This window comes from Microcoleus vaginatus FACHB-2002, from assembly GCF_040004035.1.
GTDB classification, from domain to species: Bacteria; Cyanobacteriota; Cyanobacteriia; order Cyanobacteriales; family Microcoleaceae; genus Microcoleus; species Microcoleus vaginatus_C.
The window spans coordinates 317,606-334,497 of sequence record NZ_JAMPLN010000002.1; the positions used below are offsets into that span (position 1 = coordinate 317,606).

General features: G+C 45.9%; 13 protein-coding genes. 9 read left to right on the plus strand and 4 right to left on the minus strand.

Going from position 1 to position 16,892, the window contains the following annotated elements:
- Positions 1-68 precede the first annotated feature (68 nt).
- Positions 69-1,796, plus strand: coding sequence for an RluA family pseudouridine synthase (locus tag NDI35_RS02925; protein ID WP_445311416.1), 1,728 nt, complete (start codon positions 69-71; stop codon positions 1,794-1,796).
- Positions 1,797-1,969: 173 nt separating this feature from the next.
- On the opposite strand, the gene NDI35_RS02930 is transcribed toward NDI35_RS02925, so the two are convergent.
- Complete coding sequence (locus NDI35_RS02930) at positions 1,970-4,426, minus strand: ATP-dependent helicase (RefSeq protein WP_445311417.1); 2,457 nt, start codon at positions 4,424-4,426, stop codon at positions 1,970-1,972.
- 166 nt (positions 4,427-4,592) lie between these two features.
- Here NDI35_RS02930 and NDI35_RS02935 point away from each other — a divergent pair, with 166 nt between their 5' ends.
- Entirely contained in the window at positions 4,593-5,600 is a 1,008-nt protein-coding gene (locus tag NDI35_RS02935) for a DUF4349 domain-containing protein (protein WP_445311418.1), read from the plus strand.
- Between the two features lie 130 nt (positions 5,601-5,730).
- Here the strand turns inward: NDI35_RS02935 and NDI35_RS02940 are convergent, their stop codons facing one another.
- Entirely contained in the window at positions 5,731-6,825 is a 1,095-nt protein-coding gene (locus tag NDI35_RS02940; protein WP_445311419.1) for a RuBisCO accumulation factor 1, read from the minus strand.
- Positions 6,826-6,981: 156 nt separating this feature from the next.
- Here NDI35_RS02940 and NDI35_RS02945 point away from each other — a divergent pair, with 156 nt between their 5' ends.
- From NDI35_RS02945 to epsE, 7 genes are all read left to right on the plus strand, one after another.
- Positions 6,982-7,926 carry a response regulator gene (locus NDI35_RS02945; RefSeq protein ID WP_445311420.1) on the plus strand — a complete coding sequence of 315 codons (945 nt, stop codon included), beginning with the start codon at positions 6,982-6,984 and terminating at the stop codon, positions 7,924-7,926.
- Positions 7,927-8,147: 221 nt separating this feature from the next.
- Positions 8,148-8,855 carry a bifunctional demethylmenaquinone methyltransferase/2-methoxy-6-polyprenyl-1,4-benzoquinol methylase UbiE gene (ubiE, locus tag NDI35_RS02950; RefSeq protein WP_445311421.1) on the plus strand — a complete coding sequence of 236 codons (708 nt, stop codon included), beginning with the start codon at positions 8,148-8,150 and terminating at the stop codon, positions 8,853-8,855.
- Positions 8,856-8,940: 85 nt separating this feature from the next.
- Positions 8,941-10,173 (plus strand): DUF445 domain-containing protein, encoded by a 1,233-nt coding sequence (locus tag NDI35_RS02955; RefSeq protein WP_445311422.1) that lies wholly within the window; start codon positions 8,941-8,943, stop codon positions 10,171-10,173.
- 168 nt (positions 10,174-10,341) lie between these two features.
- A complete protein-coding gene (locus tag NDI35_RS02960) occupies positions 10,342-10,650 on the plus strand; it encodes a DUF3493 domain-containing protein (RefSeq protein WP_242723760.1) in 309 nt (102 codons plus the stop codon).
- Positions 10,651-11,252: 602 nt separating this feature from the next.
- Positions 11,253-11,828, plus strand: coding sequence for an alpha/beta hydrolase (locus NDI35_RS02965; RefSeq protein WP_445311423.1), 576 nt, complete (start codon positions 11,253-11,255; stop codon positions 11,826-11,828).
- 615 nt (positions 11,829-12,443) lie between these two features.
- The gene (locus NDI35_RS02970) at positions 12,444-13,661 is read left to right on the plus strand and encodes a DegT/DnrJ/EryC1/StrS family aminotransferase (protein WP_445311424.1); all 1,218 of its coding nucleotides are present in this window, start codon (positions 12,444-12,446) and stop codon (positions 13,659-13,661) included.
- Positions 13,662-13,957: 296 nt separating this feature from the next.
- Entirely contained in the window at positions 13,958-15,226 is a 1,269-nt protein-coding gene (gene epsE / locus NDI35_RS02975; RefSeq protein WP_445311425.1) for an exopolysaccharide biosynthesis GT4 family glycosyltransferase EpsE, read from the plus strand.
- Positions 15,227-15,642: 416 nt separating this feature from the next.
- On the opposite strand, the gene NDI35_RS02980 is transcribed toward epsE, so the two are convergent.
- Both NDI35_RS02980 and NDI35_RS02985 read right to left on the minus strand, forming a co-directional pair.
- Positions 15,643-15,867, minus strand: coding sequence for a hypothetical protein (locus NDI35_RS02980; RefSeq protein ID WP_445311426.1), 225 nt, complete (start codon positions 15,865-15,867; stop codon positions 15,643-15,645).
- 241 nt (positions 15,868-16,108) lie between these two features.
- Complete coding sequence (locus tag NDI35_RS02985) at positions 16,109-16,849, minus strand: low-complexity tail membrane protein (RefSeq protein WP_445311427.1); 741 nt, start codon at positions 16,847-16,849, stop codon at positions 16,109-16,111.
- Positions 16,850-16,892: the final 43 nt, after the last annotated feature.

The following is a 16,892-nucleotide window of genomic DNA, read 5'->3' on the forward strand; positions in this document are numbered from 1 at the left end:
TCGATTGACCGAACGCATCGAGGACACAAGCACATATGCCCTAATTCAGGTTTAAAACCAAATTTAAGATGCTAGAGTTGCACACGCTTTTAGATTTCACTGACTGTCATTGGGAATCGATCGATTCGCGCCCGAATTATTGGTACGAAGGCCGTTGTCCTCAAAGCGGCGAGCTGCTGAGACTGCCGCGCACTCGAATGTCCGAGGATCTCGCGCGGGGTTTGATGCAGTACCTGGCGGCTGAGGATTCCTACGATCGCGAGGGCAAGATGTACGGCATATTACTGGTGGAGATGCCTTCGGGGGAACAGGGGATACTCAAAGCATTTTCCGGGCTGCTGAACGGTTGCAGCATTGTTGATGGCTGGGTGCCACCGATTCCAGGACGAGATCGAGTTGCTTTTGAGGAAGCCCGCACGTTAACTCAATTGGAGGCGATGAAACAGGAACTTATTGCACTCAATCAACTCCCGCAGCGACAAGAGTATGAAGCCTTATTTCGGGAGTTTGAAGTGCAATTGCAAGTTTTGAGCGATCGGCATCGCAACTGCAAGCTGCAGCGAGACGAAAAACGCCAGTTACTGTGTCAAACTCTCGCAGCAGAAACACTAGAAATTGCCCTGGAACAACTGAATCAAGAAAGCCGTTTGGAGAAAATTGAACGCAGACAATTGAAACGACAGCGGGATGAAACATTGCAGTCGCTAAAACAATTAATTGAAGCTGCGGATCAACGGATGCGGGCGCTGAAACAGCGCCGGAAAGAACTTTCCCGCGAACTTCAGACGCAAATGCACGCGGCTTACACTCTGATGAATTTTTTGGGGAAATCGATCTCGCTATCCTCATTGATGCCAACTAATTCTATTCCCACTGGCACCGGCGACTGTTGCGCGCCAAAATTGCTCCACTACGCGGCAGTACACAATCTGAAACCGCTGGCAATGGCTGAGTTTTGGTGGGGGCCACCATCGGGCGATAAGATACAGGGAGAATTTTATGGTGCTTGTGGCGATCGGTGTCAGCCGTTGATGGGTTTTTTGTTGTCAGGATTGGCTCAAAATCCGATTGTTCCTAATATGGATGAGCGTTTTACGGGCGCGCTAGAAGCCCACCGCACAAGCAATAATTTTTCTTGTGGAACGGGCATCTTGCCCGTTACGCAAATGCTACCGATTATCTATGAAGACAAATGGTTGATTGCGGTCAATAAACCATCTGGCTTGCTGTCAGTTCCAGGTCGTTATCTGGAAAATCAAGATAGTGTTTTCAGTCGTTTACGTAACTTGTTACCGGATAGTTTTAATTTAACAGTCGTGCATCGTTTAGATGGGGAAACATCTGGGATTTTGCTATTGGCGCGGGACAAAGAAACTAGCAGTCAACTCAGGCAGCAATTTGCCAAAAAGCAGGTTCACAAAGTTTATGAAGCGGTGCTTTCGGGTACTGTAAAAATTGATGCGGGGACGATCGAACTCCCACTTTGGGGCGATCCAGAAAATCGCCCTTACCAGCAAGTCAATTGGGAGTGCGGAAAACCCAGTGTTACTCGCTTTCAGGTAATGGCGAGGGAGGGAAATTGCGATCGCGTCGAGTTTTTGCCACTGACTGGACGCACTCATCAATTGAGGGTTCATGCAGCGGATGTTCGAGGGTTGGGGATACCGATTTTGGGCGATCGGCTTTATGGATGTCGGGCTGCTGCAAACCGGCTACACTTGCACGCACGGGAACTTTCGTTTGAGCATCCGCAGTTGGGAGAAAGGTTATACCTACAGGCAGAAACACCATTTTGAGCTAAGCGCCATCGGGAAACGAAGGATAGTTGAGCAGTAGGAATTACAGATAGAGGCAGCCAATATTTATTGTTGAGTAATCGGAGCAACAAATCGGGGAACTTCAGGTTAAGTGGTCACCCATGAGTAGAGCCGGAAACAAGCTACTTATTACTGATTACTTCTTACTTTTTTTATATCGCATTACTCGGAAATCTCTGCTTCAAAACAGGCATTACCGGACAAGGTTTTTGCTCCTGTAGATTCTCTGGTTTGTTCCAAGTAAAAGGCCCTTTTTTCTCCGCCGCCATCCACAGCAAGCTTTTTGCTCTGGTCATGGCCACATACAGCAGTCGAAACTCTTCTGCTGTTTTCAAATAACCTGCTTGTTCCCAGGCTTCGCCTAAATTTGGTAAAGGATATTTTTCGTGCAAACTTGCTCGAATTTGTGCTCTCGCTACCTCTGCTAAAGTGAAATCTCCTAAAAATCGGGCTTGCGGCAAAACACGCAAATTTCCGGGGATGGTTTGTTCGTGCAGAAACGGCAAAAATACGCAATCCCAATCCAATCCTTTAGCTTTGTGCATGGTAATAATTGTTAGTTGACCTTTGCTGGTATAACGTTCTTCTATTTTGTCGTCTGCATCCACAGGTTCAAATCTTTCGGAACTGACAATTTCGCTTAGTACGCCCAAAATATTTCGCATTGAATTGTTGCCGGCTGTTTGGATTGCTACCCGTTCTGCTAATTTGTCGGCGGTGGCTAATTCTGTTTGGTCGTATTGCAGCGCTAAGGCTAAGAATGAAATGATTTGGTAGGGTGGCAGTTCTAAGCTAGCTTGCAGCAAACCGCAGCAAAAATAGCGGCATTTGCGAACAGGGTCTGACTGCTGCGGGTCTAGGGGGCCTGGGTAAAGGAATTGCTCGGGGCTAGTCGCAAAAGCATTGTAGTCTTGTTTGGGAATCAGTTGCCGATCGCTCAAAATCTTTAAGGCTGCTTTCAGGTAGTCTGGAGAGTGGGGGCGATCGAGGAATTGCAGCAGTGTTAAGATTTCCCAAGGTACTTGAGAATGTCTGTCCCGCTCTCCCACATCCTCAATTTTAATCCCGTATTTCCGCAAATCAAAGCTTAATCCGTGTTTTTGAGGATTTTCTAGCACTTCTTTGATAAACTTACCTTGTTTGTTTTCCCGCACCAAAATAGCCATCGATTTCAGATTTTCTAACGGCAATTTGGCGCTATTTTCCCCCTCCCTCGCTTCCCCGCCTGAATCGATATCTTTGCCATCCCTGCCCAATTCAAAATCGGTAGGTAAAAATTCTTCTACCAACTCAATTACCCGCTTGCCAATTAACTCAATTGTATGGTAAATATCGCGGGGAGTATGCAATTCTAAGCCGCGACCAATGGGAGCCGGATTGGCATTCTGCTGCGGGTCATGGCTGGGTACTGGCTTAATAGTTTGGTCGCGAAAAGGCTGTTCAGTTCCCGCTAATTTCGAGCTATTTACCCATTGCAACATAAAGTTAGCGGCATCGATAATTACTTGGGTGCTGCGGCCTGCGCCGTCCATTGTCGCTAACTTATTCTCTACTTCGCACCGATCGCAAAATTGGTTAAAATAAATCGGGTCTGCGGGAGTGAAAGTAGAATTAATCGCTTGATTTGGGTCGCCAACTCTGATAAAATTCGGAGGAAAAGTAGGATGATCGGGATCGATCGCCAATGTTTCCAAAAGCCGAGTCTGCAAAGGTGTAGAATCCTGCGCTTCGTCCTCGAAAACAGCAAATACTTGCTTTTGCTCGATCGCCCTCGCCCTCGGATTTTCCAACACCCGCAAAGCGGCTAAAATCATCTCGTCGTAATCGATGAATTCCCGACTCCTCAACAAAGCCTGATATTTTTGATATAAACCCCCAGCTACTGCTAAAATCTCATAACCGTCCCCAGTATCAAGAGCGTTCATTTCTAACAACTGTTCGGGAAATAAACCAGAAGATTTCGCCTCGTGAATCACAGTTTTAGCTACCTGCGGCAAAATTTCCGTCCGCAAAACCGATTGTCGCCGCAGCCTCTCTGTTTCCTCTCCGTCGAATTGCTGTCCTTCCAACAAAACTTGATATCTGCGGGGATTTTCGGCAATCCAAAGTTCTACACAGGTGCGAATTAATCGGTGACTTTGAGTAGGAGTAACTAATGTTGAATTTTCTAAATTTAAACCCGACAAATCAGGATGGCGCATCGCAATATTCAAAGCTAAACCGTGCAAAGTATGCACCGCAAAACCGCCTTGCGATAAAGACAATTCTGCCAATCTTTCCCGAATTTTAGCTTTAATATTAGCAGCAGCCGATCGCGTAAATGTCACGACAATTAACTGGCGGCGGCTGTGAAGCCCGTTGCGGGCGATCGCAATTGCCGACGCAGCAGCCATTCCCGTAGACTTCCCGGCCCCTGGAACCGCCGAAACAGCAAGAGGGCCGCCTTGCCAATCCGCCATGTCCTGCTGGCCCGCACGCAAGCTTTCCCGAATTTTAAGGCAAGCTTGTTCTCGCAAAACTGCCGCAGAGTCTAACCCAGAGGAAATGTTGCCAGGGCGATCGATATTCGTTGTCGATCGCATAAAATCCGAATCAAATTCATCAGTCATTATTACATCCGCGTTTATCTGCGTTCATCTGCGGTTAAAAATAAAAAAATCTGCAACCTCTACCGTTTCAATTTCGGTATCGGCTAAACTAACACTATCTATTCGAGCTTAAATTAAAACCAGCATAAAATTCAATACCCAAGCCTTTTTTAGAGGAGTCACCCCAATGAAAACTCACCTCAAAATCAATTCCCCCCCGCCCAAGCCAAACCCAAACCCAGCCAACAACAGCACAACTCGTTTTGCTGTGGCGGTATTTTTAACTTTATCTTCAACAATTGCTTTGCCTAGCTGCGGAGGAGCTCAAACGTCCAGCAGCGCTCCAGGCGGCGCCGCTTCATCCAGCAGCCCTGAAAACCAAGTTGCGGCATCGGCTCCACAATCGGCACCCGCACCCGAGCCAGCAGCCCAAAGGTCAAACACTCCTGGTGCATCAAAAAAAGCACCAGAAACTCCAGCAACCCGTCCCCAACTAATTAAAAAAGCCCAACTCACTGTAGTTGTCAAATCTATTGACGCCAGCACTAAATCTGTTACTAATATTGTCGAAAAACAGCAAGGCGATATCTTGGGTTTTCAAAATCAAAAGCCCCCGGATTCGAGTGTCCGCCAAACGGCGTCTGTGGAGATTCGCGTGCCTCAAGAACGTTTAGAAACGACTTTAGACGCTTTGGCAAAACTCGGAACTGTAGAGAACCGTTCTCTGACGGCGGAGGATGTTACCGATCAATTAGTTGACAGCGAGGCTAGGCTGCGGAACCTCCGCAAATCGGAGGAAATGGTGTTAAAAATTATGGAGCGATCGGGCTCTGTCGGCGACGTGCTCAAAGTTTCTCAAGAGTTGAGCAATATTCGGGAGTCGATCGAACGCATTGACGCTCAGTTAAAAAGTTTGCGAAATCAAGTAGCCTATTCGACTATTAGCTTAACTCTAGAAGCAGCAGTATCTGCTCAACAAACTCCCGAACCTTCTCTAGGTTTGCGGGTGCAGGAAACTTGGGGGAAAGCGACTCATTCTGTGGGTGAATTGACGCTCGGTTTGTTTGGTTTGGGTATTTGGCTGTTGGCTTACAGTCCTTATTTTCTGTTAATTGCGGCTGCGGTTTACGGCTTTAATCGATTTAAGAAACAGCATTCTGATCCGACAACTCCACAACCGAAACCGCCTCAGTAGTCATTAGTCAGTTGACTGTTGACTGTTGACTGTTGGCTGTTGGCTGATAACAACTAACAACTGATACCTAACAACTGACAACTGACAACAACTAACCACTAACCACTAACCACTAACAACTGACAACTGACTAATCATCAATTTGCCATCCATCTTTGGTATAGTCTTCATCCACAATCTTTTTGGGCCGCATCACCAGAACAACTCGCCCCAAAATAGGAAGATCCGGGGATTGTTCAAACCAGTACAATTCTAAATTGCCACCGTTATCGGCGAGGAAATAACTGTCAGCATCCCACTGTCTTTGAGCTCGATCGGCAATAATCAAAACTTCTTCTACTTTGCCTTGCAGCGGTACCGGCAATCTATCGCTCATTTCCAAAACAGCCACCGGATCTTCAGCGTTCAAAATTACCTGCCATCCGGGAATCGCCACCCAAGCTCCAGCTCCTGAAAATTTTACCATTCGGAACGGCTCGATTTCCTCCGGCAAAGGCACTGCCAGCAAATCTGTCGTAGAAAGCGGCAATTTGCCCACAACCGGGACAATCCGGGGCAATTGTTCCTCAGAATCGAGTCGGTAGACGGGCAGGCGGGGCGCTTCCCGTCTCGGAACTACGGTAAAATCAACGAGCAACTGCTCGATTTGCGCCCTAGCGGTTTGGCTGCTAGCTAATTTTAAACCGCGAGCAATTAAGCGCGATCGCTCTTGCAAATCGCTTTTCTGTCTCGCCAATTGCCAGCATTGGTAAGCCATAGCATCGCCGGGAGTGTCTGTGAACCCTTGGGGGAGACTCCCGAAGTGCGAAAACTCCTTGATCGCTTTAGCAACTTGGCGAGCATCGTCAACATCCAAATTGTGGGTTAGCATCAAAGCAGCGGCCCCGGCCCGCTCTACTTGAGAGAGAATCCGAAACTCGTATAAGATATCGCTACCTTTTTTCAAGAAGTGCGATCGAACTTCCTCTGAAGCCCCAGCATTTACCATGCTGGTGTAGACTTGGGCTGCGACGCTTACTTGATTTTGCTGAATTGGCTCAAAACCAGTTTCTTCAAAAATCCTTTGAGTGTTGTAGCCAGCTTTTAGCAGTGCAGTGCAGGCCTGTCCCCACTCTACCCAAGTGCCTTCTTTTCGGCGGAGCGATCGAATTAACTTTTCGGCATCCACAGCATTTGTGGAGGATGCAGATGCAGGAGAGGATGAATCTTGCGGTCTATCAGTCATAATTGAATCAAAAACTAGCGCTAAGTTATGTGTGATTGGATACCGGCCAAGCTCGTGTCGCGGCAGAGCGATAGATTAATAGTAAGTGAGTTATGAGACTATTGTTACAGAATAGTTGCTCGCCTAAATTTACAAAGGGGAGTTTATCGTATTGTTATGGATAATGCCATTTCAGAGCTAGATCAAATTAAACGCCAGCTCATGACCCTACACAGACCGAAAAAGCCCAAAATGCTGGTAGTAGACGACGAACCAGACAATCTGGATTTACTCTACCGCACTTTCCGACGAGATTTTAACGTGCTCAAAGCTGAGAGCGGAATTCGCGCCTTGGAAGTCCTCGGCATCGAAGGCGAGGTCGCCGTCATCATTTCCGACCAGCGGATGCCCGAAATGAAGGGGACGGAGTTTTTGAGCAAAACCGTGCCCCAGTTTCCGAATACGGTCAGAATTATCTTGACTGGTTTTACGGACATTGAAGACTTGGTGGATGCGATTAACTCAGGACAGGTTTACAAGTATATCACCAAGCCTTGGGACCCGAACGAACTGAAAATGGTGGTGCAAAAAGCGGCCGAGACTTATGAAATCCTCAAGCAGCGGACTGAGGAATTGGATCGCGCCCAAACTCAAATACAACTGTTAGCAACAATCATGCAAACGGCTGTGGATTATCCGAGTTTGGAAGCAAGTTTAGATCCAATTGCTACTGCTATAAGTGATAATTTTTTGGCGGACTGTTGCATTTTGCAACTGGTGGAAGAAAATGTTTTAATACCAGTCCAAGGCACTCACACCACTGGTTCAAGCGTGGAAAATTGGCTGGCAGATGACCCTCTGGTTCGAGAAGCAATTACCTCTCAAACTATTCAGGGTGCTGTGAATATTGGGATCGACACAGCCTTAGCGAGCCTGCCGCACTATCAGAAATCCGGCATTCAAGCTCACCTGAGCATCCCGGTGATTCACAAAGGTCGATCGATCGCCCTGATTTCCATGCAGTGGAAGCAACCTTGTTCCCTGCGCCCCGACGAACTCACAACAGTTCACCTCGCCGCTCAAGAAGTTGCTTTGGTATTGACGAGTTTTCAGGGTCATTAGTCATCAGTCATGAGTCATCAGTCATTAGTCCTTAGTCATCAGTCGGCTCTATGTCTTGAGTTTAAAATGATAGCAAACCAATAATTCTCGACAAAAGCTCACCGCTCGCTAACAAATAAAAAAGCATTAATGACTGGCGACAGCATGACATGAATGCAGGGATTAATTATTTTTTTCGACCGATCAATTACAAATTATCAATCACCAATGACAAATGATAAATGACTAATAACGCCGAACAAATTAAAACTATATTTAATCGAATTGCACCAGTTTACAATCAATTGAACGACTGGTTGAGCTTTGGGCAACACCGGATTTGGAAGCAAATGGCGGTGAAATGGAGCAGTGCGGGCCCCGGAAATACTTGTTTAGACTTGTGCTGCGGTAGCGGAGATCTAGCTTTGTTGCTGGCTAAACAAGCAGGGCCGACCGGTTGCGTATTTGGAGTAGATTTTTCCGCCGAACAATTGGCCGTGGCGGCTAGGCGCGATCGACCTTTTCTCACGCCTGCAAGCCCCATTTCCTGGGTAGAAGCTGACGCCCTAGACTTGCCTTTTGCTGACAATTACTTCGACTGCGCCACAATGGGTTACGGCCTGCGTAACGTGACTGACATCCCCCGCAGTCTCCAGGAATTGCACCGCGTGCTCAAACCCGGTGCCAAAGCAGCTATTCTCGACCTCCACCGGCCCAGCAATTCCCTAATGCGGAGCTTTCAGCAGTTTTATCTAGACAGTCTCGTAGTGCCCATTGCTCAGCAATTTGGCATGACTCAAGAATATGCTTACATTAATCCTAGTTTAGAAAAATTCCCGATCGGCCAGGAGCAAGTCGCGATCGCCAATAAAGCCGGATTTGCCGCCGCCACCCACTACCCGATTGCCGGAGCTATGATGGGAGTATTGGTACTGGGCAAAGCAATTTAAAATTAAAAATGCTTGCAGTCTATATCAGCTATCTAACTATAGGGTGCACCGATCCGTGTGCACCTTACCCTATTTTTAATCATTTATGAATCCGTCTGACATTTGGCTGTTGTTGGCCCCACCTGTAGTGGGAGGAATTATTGGCTATTTCACTAACGATATAGCTATCAAAATGCTGTTCCGCCCCTATCGAGCTATTTACATCAAAGGGCGGAAGTTGCCTTTCACTCCAGGCTTGATCCCCCGTAACCAAGAGCGTTTAGCAAAGCGAATTTCCGACACAATTATGGGTTCCCTGCTGACGCCGGAGGAACTGCAAAACTTGGCGCGCCGCCTCCTGCAAACCGAGCGGATGCAGTCGGTGATTCTCTGGCTGTTGCAGTTGGCGCTGGATCAGGTAAAAGCCGACGCCGAGCAAAAAACCGCTAAAATTCTCGCAAACATTCTGCGAGATTTGTTGGGGGAATCTATGCCGCGAATTCTCAAAGTTTTGGCGCGCCGGGAAGATTTTTTAGAAGCTCAGCTTAATCAAATTTTTGACCAAGTTTTGCTGGAGATTCAGCTAACTGAAGCTCAGGCGGCTCAGCTTGCTGAGTGGTTGTTGCAGGTAGTAATACCACCGGAAGTGCTGCGGCAGGCTTTAATTGACTTTTTGACAGATCGCAATATTTCGATCATAGATGAAGGGTTTCGAGAAAAAACCAGCGGCACTTATTGGGTAGTAGCAAATTTGTTTGGTTTGCGGAACACTTTAACTCGGCTGCGGACTTTTTGTCTTGATGACAGAGAAGCGACAAATCAGCGCTTAGCAGAGTTAACTGTTTCTTTGGGAATTCGCGGGCGAATTCAGGAATGGCTGCAAAATTTGTCGATGCAAAATTTACCGGTTTCGACTGTGAGACAGTTGCGAAAAACTATGCGCGACAGTGTTCGCAGCTATGTTCAACAGCGGGGTACAGACGTACTTGAGGGTTTGAGCAAATCTATTGACTGGGAAAATATTTCGCGGTTGCTTCTCAATCGCTTGCAAACTTCAGCGGTGATGAGCGCTTCCCTCGGAATTGTCAGCCAAGAACTGGCTTTGGTTTTAGAGCGCTATTTAGAGCGGGATTTAGAAAATATTGTAGCTCAGGCTATCCCGATTTTGAATATTGACCAGGTGATTGTCGATCGAGTCAAAGGTACTTCTCCTGAAGAGTTGGAGTTAGCAATTCAGGGAATTGTCAAAAGTGAGTTGCAGGGAATTGTAAATTTAGGAGGCATTTTGGGCGTTTTTGTCGGCTGTTTGCAGACAGTTGTGCTTTTGATTCAGCGGTGATTTGTTTCGGCAGTTGTGAGATATTTGTTGTAGTCTAATATTCACTCGACTTGCGCCCAAAGTACCAAAAACCCGGTTTTTCGCTAGTATTTGCTACCTAAGCCAGAGGATTTTTGGTATAAACCGGGTTTTTGTGGCCCAATCCTAATTTACTTATTTTCTAAATCTATGCCAGCCCCCAATTCGGACGATCGCACAAACATCCCAAAAAACCCGCGCAACCTCAGCCGCCAACAATACGAGCGTTTAACCGCAGAAATGGCCACTCCCTACCGGCCTCTGCGACAGTTTGTTTACATAGCTTGTGGCGCTTCGGGCTTTATCGGCGGCTTGGTTTTCCTCGCTAAAATTGCCTCTGGCCGGGAAATTGGTTCTGCTTTGCCTAATTTTGCCCTCCAAGTCGGAGTGGTGGCCCTGATGGTGTTCCTGTTCCGCTGGGAGCAGCGCGCCGAGGGCCGATCCCCGAAGTCGAAGTAACAAAAGTTTACAAATCGAGACAAATATCTATCTGACGCAAGGAAAAGTTAGAAATATAAAGAAATTATTATGAAATCCTCGTTTGCCAGCGATCCCTGTAATGATAATGATGTGGCTTCAATTGGGGTCAGCAAATTTAAAGGCCCTAATCATAAACCGCTTGTCATTCGTTCAATTGGGGTCAGCTTTCATAAAGACCCTAAATATATAAAATAAATTTAAGCCCAGCGCCAGCCTTCACTGATAGAAGAGCTGGCGTTCGGCATTTTGGTAGGCTCAGGAGCTGGGGAGAGAGAATCAGTAGGGTGTGCACCGCGCACAGAGTCAAAATCCCGTACTAGCGCCCGGAACCGAGTTTTTTGCCTAGCATCCGATACAGGTAATTCCAGTTCCCAAAAATCATGCAACTGTAGACCCCTACTCGAAATCACGATGATCAGTCAGTTGCAATTTTAAAATCTAAAATCTAAAATCTAAAATCTAAAATGGTATAACGGCTGGGGCGATCGAATAATGTAGCATTTCCCGAAGACCTGAGTCTGTGCAGTAACTCATGAGATGTGTCAAAGTCGAAGTAGAAAAAGATGTTGGGATATTTTACTATGGGTCGATCATTTTTCAAAGGGCGGTGGACGTTATTTTTAGCAGCAGGCGCGGGAATTGTATTTTACAGCAATGCGGCGGCGGCGGCCGAAAAGGTAGTGCTCAAATACAGTGCGATCCGAATGACTTTACCCGTCAGCGAATTAGAAATTTTTGCAGAAACTGGGCAAATGTCGCCCGCGTTAGAAATGCTGCTGGGAAAAGCAAAAAAAGACCCAGAAGCGGTTCGCAACAGTCTGATGAGACCAGTAAAAGTCAGTCAAAGCTTTTTGGATCGGACGCTTAAGAGCAAAGTTGGCGAAATAATTCTCGATGAAGTGGGTCAAGTAATTCGCACTCCTTCTGGGAATGCAAATCGAGAAGCTTTGCGCGAGGCATTGGTGCTGTCTGCAACTAATGATAACGAGATTACCCTGCTGGAAGCGATGAAGAATTATCCTACTCCAGAAGTTTATGTTGAGGGCGATCGCTTAGTTGAAGCTTACGGTCAACTGGTAGCTTTGTCAGAACAATTGGGCGGCGTTTCAGAACGGCTGCAAGACATTTTGAACAAGATTCGCCTGCCTAGATTGTAGTGGATTTGGTCAAGGACCGTTGATTGCTTCGAGCGATCGCACAATGTTGCTGATCCTGCATAAATTACAGCGGAGTCACATTTTATTTGTGCAAAATTTGCCTAAATTTAACACGACTTTTAAAAAAGAATGCAACGGTAGACAAGCTTCAAACCTAACGGGAATCAAGCCTTCTCAAATCTCAAATCTAAAATAGTATAAGTTGGCTGTAAAAGAAGTGTCCGGATAAACGTTCGATGGTTTACACAAATTTAAAATAAAATATACGTATATTTTGATTAATAAAACTATTTAAGAATAAAAAACAGGGAAAGAGCTTCTGTATCCCCCATAAACTGAAGTACGATTTGGTGGACATTGCAGTTGATCTATCTTAAGATAGATCAACGCTGTCAGAGTCAGGCGCTTGGGGAAAAACCACGGGTAATTAGTAAGCTCGTACTATAACAGACACTATTACGCAACCTATTCGCCAAAACTCTTGATTAAAAAAAGTTGAAAAAAAAGGTGAGAGGCTGCATTAATTGACAGCCCCTCAATTCCTAATAAAACCGTACTTGTCACGATAGTACACTTTCACTCTATCGACCCTATTTACTGGGTAACATTAGCAACATGAACAACAATCCTATTCGTTCAAAAGACCGTTTCTTGGTTTTCGGTGCTCCGGCGATCGAAGATGCTGAAATTCAAGAAGTGGTGTCAACCATGAAAACAGGTTGGTTGGGTACAGGCCCGAAAGTCATGAGTTTTCAAGACGAATTCAATGCTTACAAGGGTTCGCAGTACGCGGTTGCAGTCAATTCTTGTACGGCCGCACTCCACTTGAGCCTCCTTGCTGCTTCGTTACAACCGGGGGATGAAGTCATTACTACTCCCATGACTTTTTGCGCTACAGTTAATGCCATTATCCACGCCGGGGCAACACCGGTACTGGCGGATGTAGATCCGGTGACAATGAATATTGACCCGGCTCAAGTCGAAGCTAAAATAACTTCAAAGACTAAAGCAATTTTGCCGGTTCACTTCGCAGGTCGTCCCTGCGATATGGATGCGCTTTGCGAGATTGTTAGCCGTCACAACTTGAAGTTAATTGAAGACTGCGCTCACGCGATCGAAACAGAGTACAAGGGGCGGAAAGCAGGCACATTTGGCGACTTCGGATGCTTCAGCTTTTATGTTACCAAAAATATCACGACGGGTGAAGGAGGAATGATTCTGGTCGCCAGTAAAGAAGATACCGACAGGCTCAACATTTTAGCGCTGCACGGTATGAGCAAAGATGCTTGGAAGCGATTCGGAGATTCGGGTTACAAGCACTACCAAGTGGTGGGAGTCGGTTTTAAATACAATATGATGGATCTGCAAGCTGCGATCGGCATTCATCAAATGAAACGAGTCACCCCTTATTGGCAGCGGCGGGAGCAGATTTGGCAGCGCTACAACGAAGCATTTGCGGATCTGCCGATTACTTTGCCCGCCAACCCCGAACCGGATACAATTCATGCTTATCACCTGTACACCATTCTGGTAGATGAAGCCAAAGCAGGAATCAGCCGCGACGAGTTTCTCAACGCTATCAATGCTGAAAATATCGGTGTCGGCGTACATTACATGAGTATGCCAGAACATCCTATCTATCAAGAAATGTTTGGATGGCAGCCGGAAGACTATCCGAATTCTGCGTACATCGGCCGGCATACAGTTAGCTTGCCGATTTCGGCAAAATTAACAGATGCAGATGTGGAAGATGTAATTGCGGGTGTAAAAAAATGTTTGGCGATCGGCAAAGATCGGACTCGATTAAAGGTTACAGCAGGCAAAACCGCCTAGACTATTAGCCAAAAAACAATGTGAAACCTCTCCGGCTAGTCAGCATTTATTGAATGACGGCTCACATTCAGTAGCCTAAAATTTTACACCCTTTCAACGTAGTGGGATTGGAGTTTTTGGTTGATACAAATATAGTTTTGGGTATACCCCAAACTATATTTGTAGCTATTAAAAGTTCTAATACCAAAAAATGGGCAGGGCGTGGCTTCCGCCAGCTAAAAATCTTTGATCGGGAACAAACAACCGATTTTTTAGCATATTTCAATTTGTCGAGTTGCTAAGGAAAAGAATCAATAATGAATAAACAGATTGGCTACTTTATCCCTGAATTTCCCGGACAAACTCATACTTGGATATGGAGAGAATATCAAGCAATGCTCGATCTTGGTATGAAACCTCACATGATATCAACCCGCCGTCCGCCCACTAAAGTTGTACATACTTGGGCTCAGAAAGCCCAAAGTATGACTGATTATTTGGTACCCTTTGATCTCAAAGATTTTGTTAACATTCTCATCGAACTCATCAAAGCTGGCCCGATTGCTTGGTGGCGCTGCCTCACTGTAATTGCTAATACTAAAAATATATCCTTTTCTCAAAGGTTGTACTATTTGGTATTGGTTGTTATGGGGGCTAAGCTAGCTTGGCTTGCCAGAACCCAGGGCTGGTCTCACGTCCACGTTCATTCCTGTAGCAATGCTGCTAATATTGCCCTATTTGCCTCCATACTTTCGGACATCACTTATAGTCTGGCTCTTCTCGGTCAGCTAGAAGATTTTGGGCCCAATCAAGAACAAAAATGGAAACATTCTACTTTTGCTTCTGTAATGTCTGAACAACTCCTCAACTCTGTCAAAGATGAGCTGGCAGGCTTCTTGCCAAAGGATGTGAGGGTGTCACCAGTCGGTGTAAATCTGGATGAAGTTAAGCGTGAAACTCCCTATAGTCCTTGGCAGGAAGGCAGTCAATGCCGAATTTACACTTGCGGCCGTCTGAATATAGCGAAAGGACAAAAGTACCTGATTGAGTCAGTGAAGTTGCTTCGAGAACGAGGGTTTGACGTGCACTTGCAGATTGCTGGTGATGATGAATACGCTGGTAATGGCTACCGCAAAGAACTCGAAAAATTTATTGAACAGCAATCAATGTCTGATTATGTTGAGCTGCTTGGTTCTGTCTCAGAAGAACGAAATCGCCAAGGTTATAAAGAGGCTCATATTTTTGTTTTACCCAGCTTGAAAGAGGGAATTTCTGTAGCGGTTATGGAAGCAATGGCTATGGAAACTCCTGTAGTAGTGACGCAGGTGGGTGGAATGGCGGAATTGATAGATAACGGTGTTGACGGTATGCTAGTCCCGCCGGAAAATCCCGAAAAAATGGCAGAGGTCATAGCAAAATTGCTAAAGGACAAAGAATTAACATTGAGTATGATTCAGAAATCACGACAGAAGATTGCTGCTAAATTTCACCATCGGCGTAGTGCTCAGATATTACTTCAATCCTTGGAGGAACTCAGTTCACGGGGTGAAAAGCAGGTTGAAAGCATTGCTGCGTCAAGGTTTTGAGTTAAATGACCAAGCGAAAATATCTTCGCGGGCATGAGTCAATAAAAGAGACTGGCGATCGTAGAGAATCAGGTTCAAGCCTATCTCGGACGATCTTATGAGTCAATAAGCCTGTCCAGAATCCGCTATCTTTTTTGAGGTTCAGGGGATTAAATACTTTTACCATCAAGGTAAGATAGGCGTTGTCGCTCCGTCAAGGAACTCAGCTCATTTTTTTAAGATTGAACACGGTGATTTTTTTGAGTAGGTATCGATAACGTCCTAGCTCCTGAATAGAAGGAGCTAGGATATCTATGATTCATTCTACAACGCCCTTTGTTCTGAAAAATCGTGAAATTAACGCCGTGTTTCAAGTTGGTTTTAAACATGGGGCGATGGGAAGGTACTATCGGTTACAGCATTGGGCTTGGCTGCTCTCAGTAAGCCAAAGTTTCTAAAGTTTCCCGCAGATAGGAACGAACCTGCTGATCGATGGTGGCATTTTGCTGCTGACGCTCAAAATTGAGTTCTAGCTGCCACCGTTGAAATCCTGAACTTGCGCCGATCGCGGATTTGAGACTGCCCCAGATTTCAGAATCTTGGCACAGCTCGATCGGCTCTCCGGCTTGAGGTTCTTCTGCGAGCGGTAGATAATTCGCCATATTCTTATACCTCTGTTTTAATCCCCTGTAAGGATTGAAAGCTGACCTTGACACTCTCTATTATAGATTCTTCTCTCCAGATAGCCAATATAAAATATCCACAACCTGCGATTGAAAATTAAATATTAAGACTATTAATAATCTCTATCTAAGGATGGGCCTTATCTATTTTTTTTACAGCATACATCTGTACAAATTAAAGTAGCTTAAACTACAATTGTCCCCCTCTTAATTTTTTATTTCACTTTTTTTCGATCGACTCTTCGGGTAGAGATGTAACGCTGTTGGTGTCAGCAGGTTGGGGGTTGACAATACTGACGGCTGACGAATTACCTATGGCTGATGCTGGCCCAATTGACTCTGCGGGTGCAGCCACAGCCGCAGTTGTCTCGGCTGCCAAGGCCGGCAAAAGTCGATCGACTTGCCAAGGTGCGATCGTAAAATCCTGCCGAATTTTTTCTAAAACATGAGGCTTTGTCGCTGCAAATTCTGATTCCGGCGTCAGCAAAACCGCCATGACACTAGCAGACACCTGCAAAAACAAATTGCTAGCTAAAAAAGCAGCAACTGCCAACAACAATCCAGCCCACCGCCAGGAAGGAGGAAAGGGAGCCACCGAAGCTGCCAGAGGAGCCAATCGGTAGAGTTGCCACAAAATTACTGCCAGCAAAACAGCGACAAAAAGAGCAATTCCTTGATTTAACTTTGTTTTAAACCGAGTTAAAATCTGCTGCTGCACAGAAGTTAAATTCTGCGGTTTTACCGCCACAACTAAAATACTAAAAATGTAAAAAGGGCGGAACCACTGCATCCACAGCACAGGAACAATACCTGCTACAGCCACTAAAAACATTTCTAACCAGACAGGAAGCAGGGGAGAACCCACTGCGAGTCCCAGCAAGCACAGTCCCAGGAATATCGGCAGTGTAGCCGCCCCAGAAAGGTGAATCCACAAAAAAGGATCTGACCAAAAAGAACGCACTTTAAATAATTATGAGTTATGAGTTATGAGTTTTGAATTTTGA